This window comes from Salidesulfovibrio onnuriiensis, from assembly GCF_008001235.1.
GTDB lineage: Bacteria > Desulfobacterota > Desulfovibrionia > Desulfovibrionales > Desulfovibrionaceae > Pseudodesulfovibrio > Pseudodesulfovibrio onnuriiensis.
Genome location: NZ_CP040751.1, coordinates 1,182,715 through 1,202,786 on the forward strand (window position 1 = coordinate 1,182,715; position 20,072 = coordinate 1,202,786).

At 62.0% G+C, this 20,072-nt stretch carries 18 protein-coding genes; 15 read left to right on the plus strand and 3 right to left on the minus strand.

Annotated elements, in window-relative coordinates; translation table 11 throughout:
• Positions 1–4 precede the first annotated feature (4 nt).
• From FGL65_RS05460 to FGL65_RS05490, 7 genes are all read left to right on the plus strand, one after another.
• On the plus strand, positions 5–670 hold the full coding sequence (locus tag FGL65_RS05460) for a hypothetical protein (RefSeq protein WP_147820043.1): 666 nt from the start codon (positions 5–7) through the stop codon (positions 668–670).
• Positions 671–1,103: 433 nt separating this feature from the next.
• Positions 1,104–1,859 (plus strand): ABC transporter ATP-binding protein, encoded by a 756-nt coding sequence (locus tag FGL65_RS05465; protein WP_147820044.1) that lies wholly within the window; start codon positions 1,104–1,106, stop codon positions 1,857–1,859.
• A gap of 39 nt (positions 1,860–1,898) precedes the next feature.
• Complete coding sequence (locus tag FGL65_RS05470) at positions 1,899–3,026, plus strand: branched-chain amino acid ABC transporter substrate-binding protein (RefSeq protein ID WP_147820045.1); 1,128 nt, start codon at positions 1,899–1,901, stop codon at positions 3,024–3,026.
• A gap of 60 nt (positions 3,027–3,086) precedes the next feature.
• A complete protein-coding gene (locus tag FGL65_RS05475) occupies positions 3,087–3,989 on the plus strand; it encodes a branched-chain amino acid ABC transporter permease (RefSeq protein ID WP_147820046.1) in 903 nt (300 codons plus the stop codon).
• Positions 3,973–5,193, plus strand: a complete 1,221-nt coding sequence (livM, locus tag FGL65_RS05480) for a high-affinity branched-chain amino acid ABC transporter permease LivM (RefSeq protein ID WP_147820047.1) — start codon at positions 3,973–3,975, stop codon at positions 5,191–5,193. Before FGL65_RS05475 ends, livM begins: the two co-directional genes overlap by 17 nt.
• A 27-nt stretch (positions 5,194–5,220) precedes the next feature.
• On the plus strand, positions 5,221–5,946 hold the full coding sequence (locus tag FGL65_RS05485) for an ABC transporter ATP-binding protein (RefSeq protein WP_147820048.1): 726 nt from the start codon (positions 5,221–5,223) through the stop codon (positions 5,944–5,946).
• Positions 5,947–6,068: 122 nt separating this feature from the next.
• A complete protein-coding gene (locus FGL65_RS05490; RefSeq protein ID WP_147820049.1) occupies positions 6,069–8,984 on the plus strand; it encodes a PAS domain S-box protein in 2,916 nt (971 codons plus the stop codon).
• An 84-nt stretch (positions 8,985–9,068) separates the two neighbouring features.
• Here the strand turns inward: FGL65_RS05490 and FGL65_RS18460 are convergent, their stop codons facing one another.
• Positions 9,069–11,090, minus strand: coding sequence for a methyl-accepting chemotaxis protein (locus FGL65_RS18460; RefSeq protein ID WP_250645580.1), 2,022 nt, complete (start codon positions 11,088–11,090; stop codon positions 9,069–9,071).
• Between the two features lie 160 nt (positions 11,091–11,250).
• Here FGL65_RS18460 and ahbB point away from each other — a divergent pair, with 160 nt between their 5' ends.
• The 8 genes from ahbB (at position 11,251) to FGL65_RS05535 (ending at position 18,845) form a co-directional block, all read left to right on the plus strand.
• Positions 11,251–11,730, plus strand: a complete 480-nt coding sequence (ahbB, locus tag FGL65_RS05500; protein ID WP_147820050.1) for a siroheme decarboxylase subunit beta — start codon at positions 11,251–11,253, stop codon at positions 11,728–11,730.
• A 9-nt stretch (positions 11,731–11,739) separates the two neighbouring features.
• Positions 11,740–12,999, plus strand: coding sequence for a glutamate-1-semialdehyde 2,1-aminomutase (hemL, locus tag FGL65_RS05505; RefSeq protein ID WP_147820051.1), 1,260 nt, complete (start codon positions 11,740–11,742; stop codon positions 12,997–12,999).
• 206 nt (positions 13,000–13,205) lie between these two features.
• The gene (locus tag FGL65_RS05510; protein ID WP_147820052.1) at positions 13,206–13,676 is read left to right on the plus strand and encodes a GNAT family N-acetyltransferase; all 471 of its coding nucleotides are present in this window, start codon (positions 13,206–13,208) and stop codon (positions 13,674–13,676) included.
• 24 nt (positions 13,677–13,700) lie between these two features.
• The gene (locus FGL65_RS05515; protein WP_147820053.1) at positions 13,701–14,729 is read left to right on the plus strand and encodes a cobalt-precorrin 5A hydrolase; all 1,029 of its coding nucleotides are present in this window, start codon (positions 13,701–13,703) and stop codon (positions 14,727–14,729) included.
• Positions 14,720–15,469 carry a precorrin-3B C(17)-methyltransferase gene (cobJ, locus tag FGL65_RS05520; RefSeq protein ID WP_147820054.1) on the plus strand — a complete coding sequence of 250 codons (750 nt, stop codon included), beginning with the start codon at positions 14,720–14,722 and terminating at the stop codon, positions 15,467–15,469. The genes FGL65_RS05515 and cobJ overlap by 10 nt, the downstream gene beginning before the upstream one ends.
• Positions 15,470–15,633: 164 nt before the next feature.
• Positions 15,634–16,020 carry a cytochrome c3 family protein gene (locus FGL65_RS05525; RefSeq protein WP_147820055.1) on the plus strand — a complete coding sequence of 129 codons (387 nt, stop codon included), beginning with the start codon at positions 15,634–15,636 and terminating at the stop codon, positions 16,018–16,020.
• Between the two features lie 75 nt (positions 16,021–16,095).
• A complete protein-coding gene (locus FGL65_RS05530; protein WP_147820056.1) occupies positions 16,096–17,661 on the plus strand; it encodes a hypothetical protein in 1,566 nt (521 codons plus the stop codon).
• A gap of 149 nt (positions 17,662–17,810) precedes the next feature.
• Entirely contained in the window at positions 17,811–18,845 is a 1,035-nt protein-coding gene (locus FGL65_RS05535) for a S1C family serine protease (protein WP_147820057.1), read from the plus strand.
• Here the strand turns inward: FGL65_RS05535 and FGL65_RS05540 are convergent.
• The gene (locus tag FGL65_RS05540; RefSeq protein WP_187170548.1) at positions 18,814–19,284 is read right to left on the minus strand and encodes a Crp/Fnr family transcriptional regulator; all 471 of its coding nucleotides are present in this window, start codon (positions 19,282–19,284) and stop codon (positions 18,814–18,816) included. The two genes, FGL65_RS05535 and FGL65_RS05540, sit on opposite strands and share 32 nt — an antisense overlap.
• Positions 19,284–20,063 (minus strand): potassium channel family protein, encoded by a 780-nt coding sequence (locus FGL65_RS05545; protein ID WP_147820059.1) that lies wholly within the window; start codon positions 20,061–20,063, stop codon positions 19,284–19,286. The genes FGL65_RS05540 and FGL65_RS05545 overlap by 1 nt, the downstream gene beginning before the upstream one ends.
• Positions 20,064–20,072: the final 9 nt, after the last annotated feature.

Here is a 20,072-nt window from a genome sequence, read left to right on the forward strand (position 1 = left end):
TGAAATGGCTGAAGCTAAAGTTTTTCCGATGAACACCTTCGTGTCCGTCCTTCGCGGCCAGGCTGCTGACGCTTCCCAACTGGAAATGCTCGCCTACCTGCTGCAGGTCGATGTGGTGGACGCCGACGTTGCCCCCGTGGCACAGGCCCTGTGCAAGGCTTACATCTATGAAACCGAGCCCGCACTGACCAAGTATGCCGAAGGCGATATCGCCAAGCTCGGCAACCAGATCAAGATCGCTCCCATGGGCGACCCGGCCGCCGCACAGGCTGTGCTGGAAGCCATGGTGACCATGAAGGCTGAAAACGTCGCCGCCAAGGCCGATCTGGCCAAGGCCAAGGACGACGTTGCCGCCAAGGACAAGGAAATTGCCGACATCAAAGCCAAGCTGAAGACCTTCGAGGCTGCTTCCGCCGGTGCTGAAAAGGCCATCCTGAGCTCCAATACCAAGATCGACGAGCACATCAAGAAACTCAACGATCTGCTGGCCGAAGTGGAAAAGGTCAAGAAGGAAGGCGTTGTGGTGGCCGGTGTGGCCGCTGCCGACGGCGCAGCCCCCGCGGGCGATGCTGCCGCTTCCGGCGCTTCCGGCGACGCCCCCTCCACCGGCGGCGAGCCCGAAGCCGACTTCGGTTTCGGCTCCAACCCCTTTGCCGACTCCGACTGGTAGTCGAAAGGGCGCATTGGCCGCTTCGGCGGCGTTTGATGCATGCATGTCCCCCAGCCTTCGGGCTGGGGGACTTTTTTTTCGGAAAGCCGGGCGGGGGATCCGAAAGCCCCTCCCGGCAGGGCGTTCAAACGGGCGTTGGCCGAATATCATGATTGCGCATTTTCAGGGTGCTGTTTTGCCTGAAAAGAACATTTGACCCCCCTGGATTGAGGGTGGCGACGACAAATGTGTTTGATTGGGCGATCAGTCAATGGAATGTTCGGTCTGATTAGGGTGCGAACAGAATGATTTTACAAAAAAAGTATTCTTTGCTGATTATTGTGCGTTATAGGTGGGGTATTGCGCGAATTTAGCAAGACAAACTGCCGATATGCCAAAAAATATTTTTCATCTTGTTTTTTTTTGATATTTTTCGTAAAGCTAACAGTTAATTATGGCAAATCTCACTCTTTCAGACATTAGTGTTCGGTTTGGCGGGCTTCAGGCGCTCACAGACGTGAATTTCTCCGTTCAGGAAGGAGAGATCGTCGGCCTGATCGGCCCCAATGGTGCTGGCAAGACCACCGTGTTCAACGTCATCACGGGCGTGTACAAGGCATCGGACGGCCAGGTGAGTTATGACGACAAGGTCATCACCGGGTTGCGTCCCTATCAGGTGCTTTCCATGGGCATTGCCAGGACCTTCCAGAATATTCGTCTATTCCAGAACATGACCGCGCTTGAAAACTGCATGGTGGCGCAGCACAGCCGCAGCAGGGCGGGCGTGTTCCGGGCGATATTCCGCACTCCCGGCCAGAAGCGGGAAGAGAAACGCATCGCGGAGAAATCCTTGGAGGCCCTGCGTTTCATGGGACTGGCCGACTATGCGGACGAGGTGGCCTCCAATCTGCCGTACGGGCACCAGCGCCGCCTGGAGATCGCCCGTGCATTGGCATCCGAACCACACACCATCCTGCTGGACGAGCCCGCCGCCGGGCTTAATCCCGCCGAAAGCCATGAGCTGATGGAGACCATCGGTCGCATTTCCGAGCTGGGCATCAACGTGCTCATGGTGGAACACGACATGAAGGTCGTCATGGGCATCTGCAGCAGGATAGTGGTGCTGGACCATGGTGTGATGATCGCCGAGGGGAAACCGGAGGAGATACAGAGGGACCCGAAGGTGATCGAGGCATATCTCGGCCAATAACCACCTTGGCTGGAAACCATTAACCACGGGAGTGCTGTAATGAAACGCATCTTGGCATTGATACTCGTGCTGGCCATGACCCTGGCCGCCGCCTCCGCCTTTGCGGAAACCCTGAAACTCGGGAGCATGAGTCCCCTGACCGGCCCCTACGCAGCCGACGGCAACGACATTGCAAACGGTGTGCGCACCGCCATTGAAGTCACCAAGGCCGACGGCGGCATCCCCGGCTTCGACGACATCACCCTGTCCGCACAGGACACCGCATGCGACCCCCGCCAGGCCGTTGCGGCAGCCAACAAGCTCATCAACGATGAAGTGGTGGCCGTCATCGGCGCCTACTGCTCCAGCGCCACCCTGCCCGCATCCGAAACCCTGGATGAGGAAGACATCATGATGCTGACCCCGGCTTCCACCAACGAGAAGGTGACCGAGCGCGGCCTCAAGAACATGTTCCGCACCTGCGGCCGCGACGATGACCAGTCCAAGGCCGCCGTGCGCTTCATGAAGGATTTCGTCAAGGCCAAGAGCATCTACCTGGTGGACGACAAGACCGCGTACTCCCAGGGCCTGGCCGACAACGTGGAAAAGGCGAGCCCCGCCGCCGGCATCAAGGTGCTGGGACATGACCATGTCAACCAGGGCGACAAGGACTTCTCCGCCGTGCTGACCAAGGTCAAGGCCGCCAACCCGGACGTCTTCTACGTCTCCCTGCAGAACTCCGCCACGGGCGCGCTCCTGGTCATCCAGGCCAAGCGCATGGGCATCGACGCCGTGTACCTGGCCCAGGACGCCGTGTACCACCCGCAGCTCATCGAGATCGCCAAGGACGCAGCCAACGGCATGTACCTGACCTTCGGTTACGTGGACACCGAGGCATCTTCCTACCAGAAGTTCATCAAGGCCTACGAACCCAAGTACGGCAAGCCCGGCGCATATTCCGCCTATGCCTACGACTCGGCCATGGCCTACCTGGCCGCAGTGAAGAAGGCCGGCTCCACCGACCTGGACAAGGTCCGCGCAGCCCTGCTGTCCCTGGAGATTGACGGCGCTTCCAAGAAGTTCAAGTACCTGGAAAACGGTGATTCCGGTTCCAACTACATCATTCGCCAGATCCAGAACGGCGAATACATCAACTTCTGGAACGCCCAGACCGGTGAAAAGTACTAGCTGAAGCTTGATACGCGGGGCCCCGCCGGGCCCCGCCAACACTTTTTCGCAAGAGATTCCATGGACTACTTTCTGCAACAGCTCATCAACGGTATCACCCTCGGCGGGGTCTACGCCCTCATCGCCCTGGGCTATACCATGGTCTACGGCATCATCCAGTTGATCAACTTTGCCCACGGCGAATTCTTTGCAGCGGGCGGGTACATGGGTGTGATCATCATCAGCTACCTGGCGGCGCAGGGGGTGAGCCCGGTGCTGTGCATCGGCCTGGGCCTGGGCCTGACCATGGCCTACTGCGCCCTGCTGGCCATGGCCGTGGAAAAGGTGGCCTACAAGCCCCTGCGCAGCAGTTCGCGCCTGTCCGTGCTGCTTTCGGCCCTGGGCATGTCCATCTTCCTCCAGAACGGCCTCATGCTCACCCAGGGCGTGTACGACAAGGCCTATCCCACGGAGATGACCGCAGGGGGCTTCGAATTCGGCAATGTGGTCCTTTCCTACATGCAGATCTACATAGTCCTCATCACGGCCGGGCTGCTGGTGGCCCTGAACCTGCTCGTGTTCAAGACCCGCATCGGCAAGGCCATGCGCGCCACGGCCCAGGACAAGATCATGTCCGCGCTGGTGGGCATCAATTCCAACAAGATCATTTCCCTGACCTTTGCCATCGGCGCGGGGCTGGCCGCGGCAGCGGGCATCATGGTCGGATTCTATTACGGCTCGGTGAACTATTCCATGGGCTTCGTGCCCGGCATCAAGGCCTTTGCCGCAGCAGTGCTCGGCGGCATCGGCAACATCACCGGCGCCATGATCGGCGGCCTGGTCATCGGCATGGTCGAGATTTTCGCCGCAGGCTATCTTTCCAGCGAATACAAGGACGTGTTCGCCTTCATCATTCTGATCGCGGTCCTGTACTTCAGGCCCACCGGCATCATGGGAGAGAACGTCGATGATACAAGAGTTTAAGAAAAGGTGGGCCTCCTTCGGGATCGGCCTCATCTGGCTGTTCATCATCCTGTGGCCGCTCCTGGGCATCAAACCGGAAGGCTTCGAGTTCGGTCCGACCATCGCCCTGTGGAGCAAGCTGGCCGTGGCCGCCCTGTGCATCATGATCGTCTACGAACTGAACATACGCGGGGTGTTCGACGGGGCCAAGAAGGTGGGGGCGTCCCTCGCCGACGGCACCCAGAAGGTCTATTCTGCCGTGCCGCAGTGGATTCCCATCCTCATGGTTCTGGCCTTTGCCCTGGCCTTCCCGGCCATGACCGGCCGCTACGGCCATGATGTGGCCTGCAACGTGCTCATCTACGTCTGCCTGGGGCTGGGCCTGAACATCGTGGTGGGCCTGGCCGGTCTGCTGGACCTGGGCTACATCGCCTTCTACGGCGTGGGGGCCTATACCTACGCGCTGCTGTCCATCCACTTCCAGCTTTCCTTCTGGATGAGCCTGCCCATTGCCGGCTCCCTGGCGGCCATTGCCGGCTGCATCATCGGCTACCCGACCCTGCGCATGCGCGGGGACTATCTGGCCATCGTCACCCTGGGCTTCGGGGAAATCGTGCGGCTCATCCTCAACAACTGGATGGAGCTGACCAACGGCCCCAACGGCCTGTCCGGCATCCAGCGGCCCGGCCTGTCCTGGCTGGACCCCACCAACGGGTTTTCCCTGGAGCACCTCTGGGTCAAGAAGGTCTGGATGTACTACTACGTGATCCTGTTCATCGCCATCTGCACCATTATCGCGGTCTACCGGCTCAACTATTCGCGCATCGGGCGCGCCTGGGAGGCCATCCGCGAGGACGAGACCGCAGCCGAACTCATGGGCGTGAACACCTTCCTGCTCAAACTGCTGGCCTATGCCTCGGGCGCGGTGTTCGCCGGATTTGCCGGGGCCTTCTTCGCCTCCCGCATGCGTTTTGTCAGCCCCGAGTCCTTCACCTTCCTGGAGTCGGCCATGGTGCTGGCCATGGTGGTGCTCGGCGGCATGGGGTCCATTCCGGGGGTCATCCTCGGGGCCCTGGCCCTCATCGCCCTGCCCGAGGTCTTCCGCGAGTTCGACCTTTACCGCATGCTGGTCTTCGGCGGGGTCATGACCCTGATGATGCTGGTGCGTCCCAAGGGTATCTGGCCCGCCAAGCGGGTGGGCCGCCGGTCCGAGGAAATGGATTAGTTCTCAAGCCAACTGGATATGAAGAATATGAGCGACAGCAAAGAAGTCATTCTCGAACTCAGGGACGTGACCTCGGCCTACGGCAACATCGAGGCGCTCAAGGGCATCTCCCTGAAGGTGCACAAGGGCGAGATCGTTTCCATCATCGGCGCCAACGGCGCGGGCAAGTCCACCACGCTGATGACCATCTGCAACATCGTGCACGCCAGGAAGGGGGACATCCTCTACCGGGGCGAGCGCATCAACGACGTGGGTTCGGACGTGCTGCCCTCCATGGGCCTGTGCCAGGTTCCCGAGGGGCGGCGCATCTTCCCGCGACTGACCGTCACCGAGAACCTGGAGATGGGCGCGTTCTTCCGCAAGGACCCGGCAGGGATCAAGGAGGACATGGAGCGGGCCTTCGAGTTCTTCCCCAAGCTGCGTGAACGGCGCAGGCAGCTGGGCGGCACCCTTTCCGGCGGCGAGCAGCAGATGCTGGCCATCGGGCGGGCCATCCTGAGCCGCCCCAAGGTGCTGCTCCTGGACGAACCGTCCATGGGCCTAGCCCCGCTCATCGTGCAGCAGATCTTCAGGATCATCGAGGAAATCAACAGCCAGGGCGTCACCGTGCTCCTGGTGGAGCAGAACGCCAACCTGGCCCTGCAGGCCTCCGGCCGGGGCTATGTCCTGGAAACCGGTTCCGTGGTCATGGAGGATGACGCCAAGGCGTTGCTCAACAACGAGGACATCCGCAAGGCCTATCTGGGCGAATAGCTCCTTTTTTGCCGCAATGACGATTGGGCCGCTCCTTTGGGGCGGCCTTTTGTTTTTCCGGGGAAAAGGGGATTCTAATTGCAGCCTGTGGCTTTCGGTGGAAAAAAGGATAGTAGGGGAGCATGTCCTGTCCGCTGGAAGGGGGCGGACAGGCAAACTGCACGGAGCGTGACATGCAGGTCCTGGCAAAACGCCTTCAGGAAAAGGAAGCGTGGCTTATGCAGCGCATCCTTCATTATGCCAAGGAATACGGGTACACACCTTATACCTCGACCCTGGTGGAGGCCTGGCAGGTTTCCATTTCCGGGCTCACGGACGCCATAGTCAGCCAGATAGAATCCAAGGGCGGCGCGTTGCCTCCGTTCGGAGCGGGCGACAATTTCACGGGCGACCCCATTGCCCGTTTCGGGGTTCTGGAAGGGCAGCGGCACCGGGAGCGGGGCATCCCCATCGGCATGTTTCTCGGCCTGCTCAAGTATTACCGGCAGACCTATCTCGATTTCGCGGACCAGTTCTTTGCCGAATTCCCCAGCCTTCCCGACTACAGGCGTTTCGTCATCGGCTGCTTCGACCGGTTCGAGCTGGGCATCAGCGTGGAATGGACCGGCAAGGAGGACCGGGAGTTCATCGCCGAGTTGCAGCACAAGAACCGCCAGGTCACCAATCAGAAAAACCAGTTCATGACCGTGCTGGAAAGCCTGCGCTCTCCGGTGTTCCTGCTGGACGAGAACAACCTGGTCATGCACATGAACGAGGCCGGGGCCAGGCTTTGCGCCGATGAGGCCGGAAAGGGCCCCCTGCATTACGGCGGCGTGGATCATGCCGGGGATGTGGAGGAGCAGTCCTGGATGGGCAGGCCCGTGGAATCCCTGCTGCCCTTCATGGATGCGCTCCGGTTCGGGCCGCGTTTCGGCCAGCAGAAGTCGTTCGAGCAGCAGGTCGAGGTCCGGGGCGAGCTCCGCACCTACAACGTGGACTGGAGTTCCATGGTGGACGTGTCGGACAAGTTTTCGGGTTCGGTGCTCGTGTTCAACGACGTTACCCGGCGCAAGAACGTGGAAGGGCAGTTGCGCCAGGCCAAGGCGGAACTGGAACAGCGGGTTGAGGAGCGCACCGAGGAATCGCGCGAGGCCCACCGCAAGCTGCAGGCCATCATGGACTTCAGCCCCATGCTTATTTCCATTTTCGACAACGAGGGCCGCTACCTTATGGTCAACAAGGCCTGCAGCGACGTCATCGGGCTGCCCGGCACGGAAATCGTGGGCAAGACCTTTGCGGACCTGCTGCCCGTGGAGGTGGCGCGGACCTTCCATGCCCGCCTGGCCAAGCTGACCGGTTCCCAGCAGTCCATGATGGTGGACGACTGCATCGATGTGGGCGGCAGGAAGAATTATTATTCCACCAGTCTTTTCCCCCTGTTCAACGACCTGGGGCAGGCCTACGCCTTTTGCGGCATTTCCGTGGACGTGACCCTGCGCAAGCGCGCGGACGAGTCCTTTGCCAAGGTGAGCCAGCAGAACGCCATGATCCTCAATGCCGCGGGCGAGGGGATCTTCGGCATCGGCGTCAACGGGCGCATCACCTTCGTCAATCCGGCGGCGGCGGCAATGCTGGGCTGGGACGCCCTGGAGCTCACCGGCAAGAGCTCCCACAAGGCATGCCATCATACCCACCTGGGCGGCAGTCATTACCCCGAGGAAAGCTGCCCCATCAGCAGGACCCTGGCAACGGGCAAGCCGAGTCGCGGGCGCAATGAATATTTCTGGCGCAAAGACGGCACCAGCTTCCCGGTGTCCTACAAGTGCATGCCCATTGTGGAGAAGGGGCGCGTGTCCGGGGTGGTGGTGACCTTCAGCGACATCAGCGAGCAGAAGCGCATTGAGCGCGAACTGATGGAGGCCCGGGACCGGGCAGAGATCGCCAGCGAGGCCAAGAGTCAGTTCCTGTCCAACATGAGCCATGAACTGCGGACGCCGCTCAACGGCATCGTGGGCATGGTCCAGCTGCTCCTCGGCCAGGAGCTGGATCCGGAGCATCGCGAATACCTGGAAATGCTCAAGCTGTCTTCGGACAAGTTGCTCGAGCTGCTCAAGAACCTTTTCGACCTGTCCAGCATCGAGTTTGGGCGCATGGAGCGCCGGGACAGCGAATTCGGGCTGCGCAAGAGCCTGGAGCCCATGCTGGCCACCGCCTCGGTGCAGGCCAAGCTCAAGGGGCTAGATTTCAACGTCTTTTACGACAAGTCTTTGCCGACCCAACTGCATGGCGACATCCTGCATCTCAAGCAGGCGCTCATCAACCTGCTCAAGAATGCGGTCCAGTACACCTTTGCCGGGGAAATATCCCTGCGGGTCCAGGACGCGGGCAGGGAGGCCGGAGGCGTCCGGCGCATCCGGTTCATTGTCTCGGATACGGGCATCGGCATCCCCCCGGACAAGCAGCTTTCGGTCCTGGAGAACTTCGCCCTGGGCGAGCATTACATGACCAAGCGGTACAGCGGTTCCGGGCTGGGGCTGAGCATCGCGGCCCGGCTGGTGGACCTGCTCGGCGGCAGTCTCTACCTGTGCAGCGAGGTGGGCGCCGGGAGTTCCTTTGCCTTCACCCTGGAAATGCGCGAGTGCCCGAGCCGGATTTCCGCCGGGCTGGTGGAACAGCTCAGCCAGACCACGGTGCCCATGCATATTCTCTATGTGGAGGATGAGGACGCCAACCAGCTTCTGGTCAAGACCCTCCTGGACCGGGCCGGGCACAGCGTGGAGGTGGTCCCCAACGGGGCCGAGGCCCTGGAGGCCCTCTCGCACAAGGAGTACGACCTGGTGCTCATGGACATTCAGATGCCAGTCATGGACGGCCTGGAGGCCACCCGGCGCATCCGTGAAATGTCCCTCAACGTGCCGGTCATCGCCCTGACCGCCTATGCGGGCGACGAGGACCGCGAACGCTTCGAGGCCGTGGGCATGGACGGGCTGCTGCACAAGCCCCTGGAGATTTCCCAGCTCATGAAGACCCTGGCCTACCACGGGGAAAGGCGTCATTAGATTTCCGGAAATTGCCGGTTACAGTGGAAGGCCGCGCCGCTTTTGCGGCGCGGCCTTCCTTGTCACGAGGGGTGTCTGTCTTACTTAGAACTTTTCAAAGTCGTCGTCCGACATGTCCATTTCCAGGGCCACGCCCTTGCCCGCGTCAGGGGCCGCCGCAGAGCGCTTGGGGGCCGCCGGGGCGGCTTTCTTCTTGGGCGGAGCCGCCGGAGGCAGCTGTTGCTGCTTGCGCTGGGCCTTCGGGGCCTGGCGCAGCGGGGTTGCCCTGCCGCCGCCGTCCACCTTGAAGAAGGAGATGATGTGCTGCAGTTCACTGGCCTGGTCCGCCAGGTCGTGGGAGGTGGAGGCCATCTCCTCGGAGGCCGAGGCGTTTTGCTGCACCACATGATCCAGCTGCTGCAGCGCCGAGTTGATCTGGTCCGCGCCGCTGTTTTGCTCGCTGCTGGCCACGGATATCTCCTGGATCAGTTCCGCGGTCTTCTGGATGTCCGGCACCAGGGAGCTGAGCATTTCCCCCGCCTTTTCGGCCACGGCCACACTGTTGGAGGAGAGCTCGCTGATCTCGGCGGCCGCGGCCCCCGAGCGTTCGGCCAGCTTGCGCACTTCGGCGGCAACCACGGCAAAGCCCTTGCCGTGCTCGCCGGCGCGGGCCGCCTCGATGGCCGCGTTGAGCGCCAGCAGGTTGGTCTGGCGGGCAATGTCCTCGATGATGGAGATCTTTTCCGCGATCTGCTTCATGGCCGAAACGGTTTCGGCCACGGCCTGGCCGCCTTCCTCGGCATTGCCCGAGCTCTTGCGGGCGATGCCTTCTGTGTCGTGGGCGTTCTTGGCGTTGGCCTCGATGTTGGAGGCCATCTCTTCCATGGATGAGGACACCTCCTCAAGCGAGGACGCCTGTTCGGTGGCCCCTTGGGAAAGGGATTCCGACGTGGCCGAAAGCTGCTCGCTTCCAGCGGCCACTTCGGCGCTGCCTTCCACCACCTGGGCCACCACTTCCACCAGCTTGTCGGACATGGTGTTCAGGGCCTGCACCATGGTGCCGATCTCGTCCCTGCGGTGGACATCCACCCGGTGGGTGTAATCGCCGCCCGCGGCGCGGTTCAGGAAACCGACAATGGCCTGGATGGGGCTGATGAGCATCCTTTCGATGAACAGCCAGATGAGTGCGATGACCACGCCCAGGCAGATGATGATGGCCACCGAGAACTGCCAGAGGTTACTGTAGACCGGGGCCATTATCTCGCTTTTTTCCATGATGCCCAGAATCTTCCAGCCGTTTTTCGACGTGTGCACCACGGCGACCATTTCCACGCCGTTCAGGCTCACCTCGGTCTCGCCGCTGGCAAGGTTGAAGAGTTCCTTGTAGGCGGCGTCGAGTTCGGAGACGTTCTTGAAGTTGTTGTCCGGCGTCTTGGGGTCGGCGAGGACCACGCCGTCATCCTGGACCAGGACCACGTATCCGGTTTCGCCCAGCCGGATGGCCTCGGTGATGGCGGTCAGGTTTGCGAGGGAGATGTCCATGCCCACCACGGCAATGGTTTCGCCGCCACGGGTGACGGTGTGCACGACGCTGGCCACGGCGGCACCGGTGGTGGACATATAGGCCTTGGACAGGGACGGCTTGCCGCCGGCATTGAGGGCCTCGGTGTACCAGGGGCGCTTGCGCGGGTCATAGCCGGCGGGCATCATGCTGTCGGCCACGGCGGTCACGAATGCGCCGTTCTTGGTGCCGATGAATACCTCGACATAGCTGGGGTGTGTTCCCTGGGCCAGCGAAAACAGTTCCACGGCCTCTTCGCCGACCGTGTCGCCCGGGTCCGGTACGGATTTCAGCTGCTGGGTGGCCGACACGTACGAGGTCGTGATCTCGTCGGCCCGCTGTAGTCCCTTGTACCGCGACAGCATGGTGGCGTTCATCTTCGCTTCCTCAAGGAAGATGTTCACTGCCGTATCCACCTGCGCAAGCTGGCTGCGCATGGACTCCGTCTTGGCGTTGAAGGTGCCCGAGTAGGTGTTCAGGGACACGATGGTGAACAGCGTGAGCCCTATGAGCACCATGGCCGAAGTGAACCCCAGGATGATTTTTGTCTTGATGTTCAGTTTCATGAAAACTCCCCCTCGTTGGTTCGATAGACCGTGTGGCGGCACGGTGGTTCTCTCATGTTGCTAGAGTATGAAAGGGCGGGGAAGGATTCCATTATTATAAGCGGTTTGTTGTGTGCGCTCCGGTTGCAACCGGGCCGGGATGCGGGTAATACCCATCCGCATGGCACGCATGATATTCACCGAGACCGAGGAAAGGATACTGGCCCTGGCGGGCGGGGATATCCCCGACCACCCGGAACCATTCAAGATTATTGCAGAACAGGCCGGAGCCGACGAGGCCGAGGTCATCGATCTGCTGACCCGGCTGCGCGACAGCAAGGTCATCCGCCGCTTCGGGGCCACCCTGCGGCACCAGAAGGCGGGCTACGGCCATAACGCCATGGTCGCCTGGCGGGTGCCCGAGGAACGCATCGAAGAGGTGGGCGAGATCTTTGCCTCGCGTCCGGAGATCAGCCACTGCTACGTGCGCCGCACCTATCCGGAGTGGACCTTCAACTTCTACACCATGATCCACGGCGAGCGGCCCGGCCACTGCGCCGAGGTGGTCACGGAGCTGGAGGAAGCCACCGGCATTGACGACAACTGCGTTCTCAACAGCATCAAGGAACTCAAGAAGACCTCCATGGTCTATTTCAAGTAGGAGCCGACAATGGATTCCAAGACCCTCTACGCCAAGGCCCAGACCCTCATGCCCGGCGGCGTCAACAGCCCGCTGCGCGCCTGCCGCTACGTCAATTCCGAACCCGTGTTCATCGACCGCGCCGAGGGCGCGTATCTCTGGGACGTGGAAGGCCGCAAGTACATCGACTACGTGCTCAGCTGGGGCCCCATGCTTTTGGGGCATTGCGATCCTTCCGTGGCCGAGGCCGTCTACATGGCCGTGAACAAGGGCACCAGCTACGGCGCTCCCTGCTACGGCGAGGTCGCCCTGGCCGAGGAGATCCAGAAGCTCATTCCGTCCATGGAGATGATGCGCATGGTATCCTCGGGCACCGAGGCGACCATGTCCGCCCTGCGCCTGGCGCGCGGCTACACGGGCCGCGACAAGGTGGTCAAGTTCATCGGCAACTACCACGGGCACAACGACGCCTTCCTGGCCGCGGCCGGTTCCGCAGCCGCTGCCGTGCCCGGCACCCCCGGCGTGCCCGAGGACATCGTCCGGCACACCCTGCTGGCCCATTACAACGACCTGGACAAGGTCCGCGAATATTTCGAGACCCGCGGCGGGGAGATCGCCTGCGTCATCGTGGAGCCCGCAGCGGGCAACATGGGCCTGGTGCTGCCCAGGGATGGCTTCCTCCAGGGCCTGCGCGACCTGTGCACCGAATACGGCGCGCTGCTCATCTTCGACGAGGTCATCACCGGTTTTCGCCTGAGCCCGGGCGGGGCGCAGCAGCGTTACGGCATCACCCCGGACCTGACCACCCTGGGCAAGATCATCGGCGGCGGCTTCCCGGTGGGCTGCTACGGCGGCAAGCGCGAAATCATGGAGCACATGGCTCCGTGCGGCGGCGTGTTCCAGGCCGGAACCCTTTCCGGCAACCCCGTGGCCATGGCCGCTGGATTGGCCACCCTCAAGGGGCTGCAGCAGTGCGACTACGACGCGCTGGAGGCCCGCACCCGGGGATTGGCCGAGGGCCTCACCGAGATCCTCAGGTCCAAGGGCCAGTCCGTGCACCTGAACCAGATCGCCTCGGCCTTCACCATCTATTTCTCGGACGTGCCCGTGACCAACATGACCGAATCCTCGGCCTGCGACGCGGACAAGTACGCCGCCTTCTGGCAGCAGATGATGGCCCAGGGAATCTATCTGGCCCCGGCCGGTTTCGAGTGCGCCTTCACCTCTTTCGTTCATACTGATGAGGACTTCGAAAAGACGCTGGAAGCGGCAAGCAAAGTACAGTTCTAGACTGTTGAAAAAGGCCCGTATGCTTCGTTGCTGCAAAAAAGTCAGCCCCTCACGTATGTTTTAATACGCTTCGGCCCTGACTTTTTCTTGCGCCTGGCCTCCAGACCTTTTTGAACAGTCTGTGGTCAAGGAAACGGAATTCAATGATATGAGAGATAGGCCGGTCGGGTTTCCGGCCGGCCCTTTTTCATAGGGAGGTCGAGTCAATGTCTGCAATCGAGTATCGCAGGATCGGCGCGGAGTGCATCGACGAGATCCAGGGGCTCTGGGAGCAGCTCAATGGTCTGCATGCCGATGTTTCTTCCCATTTCGGGGAGCGGTTCAAGGGGTACTCCTTTGCGCAGCGCAAGAAGTCCCTGTTGGAGGATGCCCGGGACGGTGAGCTTTGTATCTTCGTCGCCCATGACCCTGCCGAGGGCCGGGACGTGGGCTATTGCGTCAGTTCCTTCCGGGGCAGGAAGCAGAGCGAGATCGAATCCCTGTTTCTGGAGCGGAGCCACCGGGGCCGGAGGATCGGCGAGGCGCTCATGGAGCGGTCCATGGACTGGCTCAAGGAGCAGGGGGCCAGGGATGTCATCATCTGTGTGGTTTCCGGCAATGAGGACGTCATGAATTTCTACCGGCGTCATGGTTTCGATCCCTACTGCATCATCATGCGTCGGGTGGAGGACAACTAGGCCTTTGGTCTGGTATATGATTTTATGCCCCGATACGCCGTCTATGTCTTGAGCCGCCCGGCTCTGCCCCTGGCCCGTTCCCTGGGGAACGAGCTGGATGCCTCGATCCATGCGCCCAGTCGTTTTGCCGAAGCCGGTATTCACGGCTTCGATTCCCTGCGCGAGCTTCTCGAGACCACCTTTGCCCGCTTTGACGGACATGTGTTCATTGCCGCCGCCGGCATCGTGGTACGCACCATTGCGCCGCTGCTCGGCTCCAAGGACAGCGACCCGGCCGTGGTGGCCATGGACCCGGAGGGACGGTTCGTGATCAGCCTGCTTTCCGGGCACCTGGGCGGGGCCAACGAACTGGCCCGGCGCTGTGCAAAGACAACGGGCGGAACGCCGGTCATCACCACGGCCACGGACTCGGCCGGGGTGGTCTCCATGGACATGCTGGCCTCGGAACGGGGGCTGCATATCGCGGACCTGGGCGAGGTCAAGGCGATCAACGCCGCGCTCCTGGAGGGCCGCGCCGTGCGGGTCTATGATCCGCTGGGCTGCCTGGGCGAGCTGGATGCCGCCGCATTTCGCCGGGTGGACCGCCCCGAAGACCTTGCAAGGGAAGAGCCCGGCGTGTGGGTGTACTGGCGGGAGGGCGCGCCGGGGCCCGGTCTCCTGCGCCTGCGCCCGCCCGTGCTGACATTGGGCGTGGGCTGCCGCCGGGGGACTCCCCGGGAGGAAATTCTGGGGCTGATTCTCCGGGTGCTGGAGGAAAACGGCCTGGCCCGGGAAAGCGTGGCCGCCATGGGCACGGCGGACATCAAGCGCGACGAGCAGGGTATTCTGGAAGCGGCCCGGGAACTGGGGCTGCCCCTGAAATTTTACACGGCCGAGGAATTGGCTGCGGTTGCCGCGCCTACTCCCTCCTCCATGGTGGAGCGGCACGTGGGCACGCCGGGCGTCTGCGAGGCCGCGGCCCTGCTGCTGGGCGAGGGTGGCGAACTGCTGGTGGCAAAACAGAAAACCGAGAGGGTCACGGTGGCCGTGGCCAGGAGAAAGACATGCTCATAGCCGTGAGCCTGGGGCCCGGAGATGAATCCCTGCTGGCCCCGGCGGCCCGAAAGGCGCTCGAACGCGCCGAGGTCATCGTGGGCTACAAGGGATATATCGATCTGGTTTCGCCGGAACTGCTGGAGGGCAAGGAAGTGTTTTCCACAGGCATGACCGGTGAGGTGGAGCGCGTGAACAGGGCCGTGGATTTCGCGGCCGAGGGACGGTTCACGGCCGTGGTCTGCAGCGGGGACGCGGGCATCTACGCCATGGCCGGGCTCATGCTCGAAACCCTGGAGGCGCGCGGTCTGCTGGAGCGCGTGGACTTCGAGGTGGTGCCGGGCATTCCCGCCTTTGCCGCGGCGGCGGCCCTGCTGGGCGCGCCGCTTATGCACGACTTTGCCTCCGTGAGCCTCAGCGACCTGCTTACGCCCTGGGAAACCATTGAAAAGCGGCTGCGCCTTGCGGCCGAGGCCGATTTTGTGCTGGCCATCTACAATCCCCGGTCCCGCAAGCGCAGCGGACATCTGCAAAAGGCCCTGGATATTGTCGGGCAGGTGCGTTCGCCGCAGACTCCGGTGGGGCTGGTGAAGCAGGCCGCGCGGCCCGGACAGGAGGTGCTGACCTCCACTCTGGGCGAATTCGACCCCGGGCTGGTGGATATGCAATCTCTTGTGATCATTGGTAATTCCTCCACACGGCTGGCCGGGGAGCGCATGCTGACCCCGCGCGGCTACCACACCAAGTATCAGGTGGGGTGAGGTCGTGATTTTTGTAACAATCCCCTTGCGCAACCATGCGTTTTTTGAGTAGAAAACAAGCCTCTACCAAGCCGTAGCGGCTTGACAGTGGGGCATATGTCATTTATCCCGACTAGAGTAGAGAGTGTGACGTTTTACCTTTTGCTACAGGAGGAACGAGGAGAATGAAGAAGACATTTCTGATCGGCCTCGTGGTTGCAGCACTGGTGTGTGCCTTTGCACTGCCCAACCTTTCTGCCGCCACCAAGGCACCCGCCGACATGGTCCTGAAGGCCCCTGACGGCATCAAAATGAAGAAGACCCCGGTCGCTTTCCCGCACGGCAAGCATGAAGCCATGCTCAAGGACTGTAAGGTCTGTCACCACACCTTCGAAGGTTCCGGTGACGTGAAGGGCTGCTCCGCAGCCGGCTGTCACGACAAGGACGGCAAGAAAGACCAGATGGCCTACTACAAGGCCTTCCATGGCAAGGACACCAAGACCTGCGTCGGCTGCCACAAGGCCGAAAAGAAGGGCCCCAAGTCCTGCAAGGAATGCCACCCCAAGAAGTAACTTCGGGTTGTCGAGGGGGGTTGCTGATGCGGCCCCCCTTTTTTGAGAGTTCACCCTTCCGTGGAGGTGAAGCATATGCCACCGGTTCCCCCGTCCGATTCCCCCGAGGACATCCTTGAATTGAACGATATTACCGAAAACGCCCAGGATGCAGCCGGCCAGGACGGCATTGACGCCGATTTCGAGCAGGAACTCGAGGATCTTTTCTCCGAGGAGCTTGATGATGGCCATTCCGGTGATGCGGATGACGAGCCCGTCCTGCTGGATGATATCGCAGAGGACGTGAGTGGCGGTGCCGACGCCGCGGACGAAGACGAAGACATTTTGCTTCTCGACGAGGCTGTCGAGGAAGAGAACGACGCCATCCTGCTGGATGAGGTCGTCGATGAAGGTGGAGAAGACGAGGGTGAAGAAGATATCCTTCTCCTGGATGAGGTCGCCGGGGAATCCGTCCCGGAAGCCCCTGCGGACGAGGCGGAGGACGAGCCCGGCGACATGGACCTTGACGCCCTGCTGGACGAAACCGAACCCGCACCCCCTGCGGACGCTGCAGACCTTGACGCCCTCCTCGACGGTATCGAGGAAGAGGATGAGCCCGAACCCGAGCCTGAGGCTGCTCTCGACGAGGAAGCCATAGAGCTGGACGACCTGCTGGACGAAGGCTCCGCCGAGGCGGACGAGGGCGTGGCCGATCTGGACGACCTGCTGGAAGAGGCCGCTCCGGAACCCGAAGCTGCCCCGGAACCGGAAGCCGCTCCCATCGAGGAGGCGGCCATGGATCTCCTGGAAGAAGAGGATATCTCCCCGGCCGAGGAAATCTCCCTGGACGAGGTGGTGGAAGAACCTGCCGAGGAGGTCGAGGAAGAGTTGGTTCTTGAGGATGTGGCCGAGGAAGCTGCGGAAGAACCCGCCGAGGAGCTTGTCCTGGACGAGGCCCTGGCCGAAGATCTGGTGGCCGAGGAGCCGGTGACCGGCGAAGCCGCACTGGAAGAGGCGGCGACCGAAGAAGAGGAAATTTTACTGGAAACCGAGGAAGAGGGATCCGCAGCGGACGACGCCGCAGGAACCGAGGCTTCGGATACCGCTTTTGACGCCTCGGTCCTTGAAGAGGCCATGGACCTGGAAATTCCGGTTCAGCTGGAAACCCCGGTCGAGGACCAGGGGCCGGCCATCGAGGGCGTGGAAGATGAGCAGATGGACGAGCTCGCCGGCCTGGAGCCCGAGGACGAGGCCGAGCTGCAGGAGATGGAACACCTGCTCGAGGGCGTGGACGTCTCCGATCTCATCGATGAAAGCCCGGACGAGGAAGATGTCGACATCCCCGAAATGGACATGACGGATATCGACCTTTCCGAAGAGGACATTCCGCACGAGGCCGGGCACGACATCTCCGGCGATGTGGACATGGACGCGCTGCTCGAGGGCGTGACCCACGAAAGCGCCAGCGTGGACGATCTCCAGTCGCGCATGGCCGCCCTGGAAGAACGCTTCGCCGTCATGGGCGGCGATGTGGGGGCGGCAGCCTGGAGGAACGCATCGATTCCCTGGAAGCCAAGCTCGACGATGTGGAGAATGTTGTCCGCAGGGAAGTGGAGCGTCTGGTGCCTGTCGAGGCGGCGCGCATCATCCGCGAGGAGATAGCGGCCTTGGCCCGCGAACTGGAAGACTAGTTTCGCCATGCAATGATTTCAGGAAGCCCGTGCTCTGCGCGGGCTTTTTTTGTTCCCAATATAATTTGTTTTTTTGACGCGCCTTTGTAGTATCCGCCAAACGAGAAGGAGCATCCCGTCATGAAACGTATTCTGTGCGCCGTCCTGCTGGTCGTCCTGTTTTCCTCTTCCGCCTTTTGCGCGGACCTGAGCAAGAACTACCGCAATCTGTACAAGTCCGTGGTTACGCTCATGACCGTGGGCCGCACCCTGAGCGGTCCCGAGGGCGAATACACCGCGGCGCGCGGCCTCGGGTCGGGCGTGCTCATCTCCAGGGACGGGCTGATACTCACCGCGGCCCACGTGGTGCAGGTGGCGGACAAGGTGGGGGTCAAGTTCTACAACGACGAGGAAGTGGAGGCCCGGGTCATTTCAGCGCTTCCCTCGGCCGACCTCGCCCTGGTCCGGGCCGAATCCGTGCCCCCGGGCATCGAACCGGTCGCCCTGGGCAGCGCCGCATCCGTGCAGGCCGGGAACGAGATTTTCGTCATCAGCGCGCCCTATGGCCTGCGTTCCACCATCACCTCGGGGATCGTCAGCGCCCGGTACGAGACCGGGGCGCATCCCAAGTTCTGGCAGGCCGAGATGCTCCAGGTGGACGCGGCCGTGAACAAGGGCAGCTCGGGCGGTCCCCTCTTCGACATGAAGGGCCGCTGCATCGGCATCGTCAGCCACCTCAAGAGCAAGACCGGCGGGTTCGAGGGCCATGCCTTTGCCGTGACCACCGACACGGCCAAGGAATATCTCATCGGCAAGCCGGCGGTCTGGACCGGCTTCAGCGGCAAGTACCTGGACGAGGAAATGGCCTGGGTGCTCAACCTGCCCACCAAGCACGGCTATCTGGTGGAAAAGGTGGCCGACGGCTCCCTGGGTCAGGAGATGGGGCTGCTGGCCGGAACCATCCAGGCCGAGATCGCGGGCAGGAAGATGTTTCTGGGTGGGGATATCATCCTGGAAATGAACGATGTGCCCGTGGGGGAATTCAAGGAAAAGTATGACGATCTCATCCGGGATATCCAGAAGCGCGGGGCCCTGAAGCTCAAGGTGCTCCGGGGCGGCATGATTGTGGAGATGACCGGCGAGATCAAGGTGCTGGAGGCGGGCAATAGTCGCTGATGTAGGCGGCCATGCGGCGGCTGATCTCGGTGATGTGCAGGAGCATGCCCTCGTAGAAGAGCAGCATCAGCGCGGGCATTTCCCTTTTCAGCTCCTCCATGTCGGCCACGGGCAGCACGGCCAGGCGCACCTGGGTGGCCGCTTTCATGGTGGCCGGGGCGCGCTGGGCGCGGCGCAGGTTGAAGAGCCCCACGGCCGAGCGCGAATGGGTCTGCCCCATGACGACCTGGCGGTTGTCCTCGTTGCGGACCTTGGCGTTGACCGAGCCTTCGAGGATGATGCCGATGTAGTCCCAGCTTCCTCCTTCGCGGTAGAGGAGTTCGCCCGGTTCCAGGCGCTGCACGCGGAAACGGGATGCCAGGGTTTCCAGTTGGGACGCGTTCATGTCCTTGAAGACCGGCATGTCCGCCAGCGCCTGCCGCAAGCTTTGCTCTTCCATCATTCCTCTCCCGGCCAGTCCGATGTGACCACCCCTCGGGTGATGATGCCCACGGTGAGGGCGAACATGACATAGCCGACAATGCATTCGAAGGTGGCCAGCAGCTTGGCCCCGGCCGAGACCGGGGTCAGGTCGCCGTATCCCAGGGTGGTCATGGTCACCACCGTGTAATAGAAGGCGTCGATGAACAGGTGCGCCCCCGTGGCAAAGGGGAATTGCTTCCCGGCCAGCAGCCCCGTGGTGTGGGCTATCTCCAGGGTGGCGTTGATGAGCGTGAAGCTGGCGATGATGTTGACGTAGATTTCCACCAGCCGCATGACCTCGGACCACATGGAGTAGCGGTTCGGCTTGAGCATCTCCCGCATGTTGCGCCCGAAGCGCCGGATGTGGGAGCAGGTCAGGGTCACCAGCAGGAACGTGGACACGGCCAGGCCCAGGTCGCTGACGAGCAGGAAGACCGTGGACCCGCCGCAGAGGAAGCCGGTCAGTGCGCTGATGTTGGCATGGCGCAGGCGCTCTTCGCGGACGCGTTCGTTCATGAGCGAAGCCATCATCCTGCGGCGCAGGAAGCGCTGGCAGACATAATTGAAGAGTGCGGTGGCCGCGCCGCTGAACAGGGAGAGCAGCAGGGCTATCGTGATCTGTGTCGAGGCCCCGGCGGCGTGGTAGGTTTTCTCCACATGCAGGGAGGCCACGGCCAGCAGGATGTATCCGAGGAAAAAGGAGGGCACTGCGTGCCGGAACATGATGCGCGAGGCTGGTTCGTGTGCGGTTTCCATCAATCGATA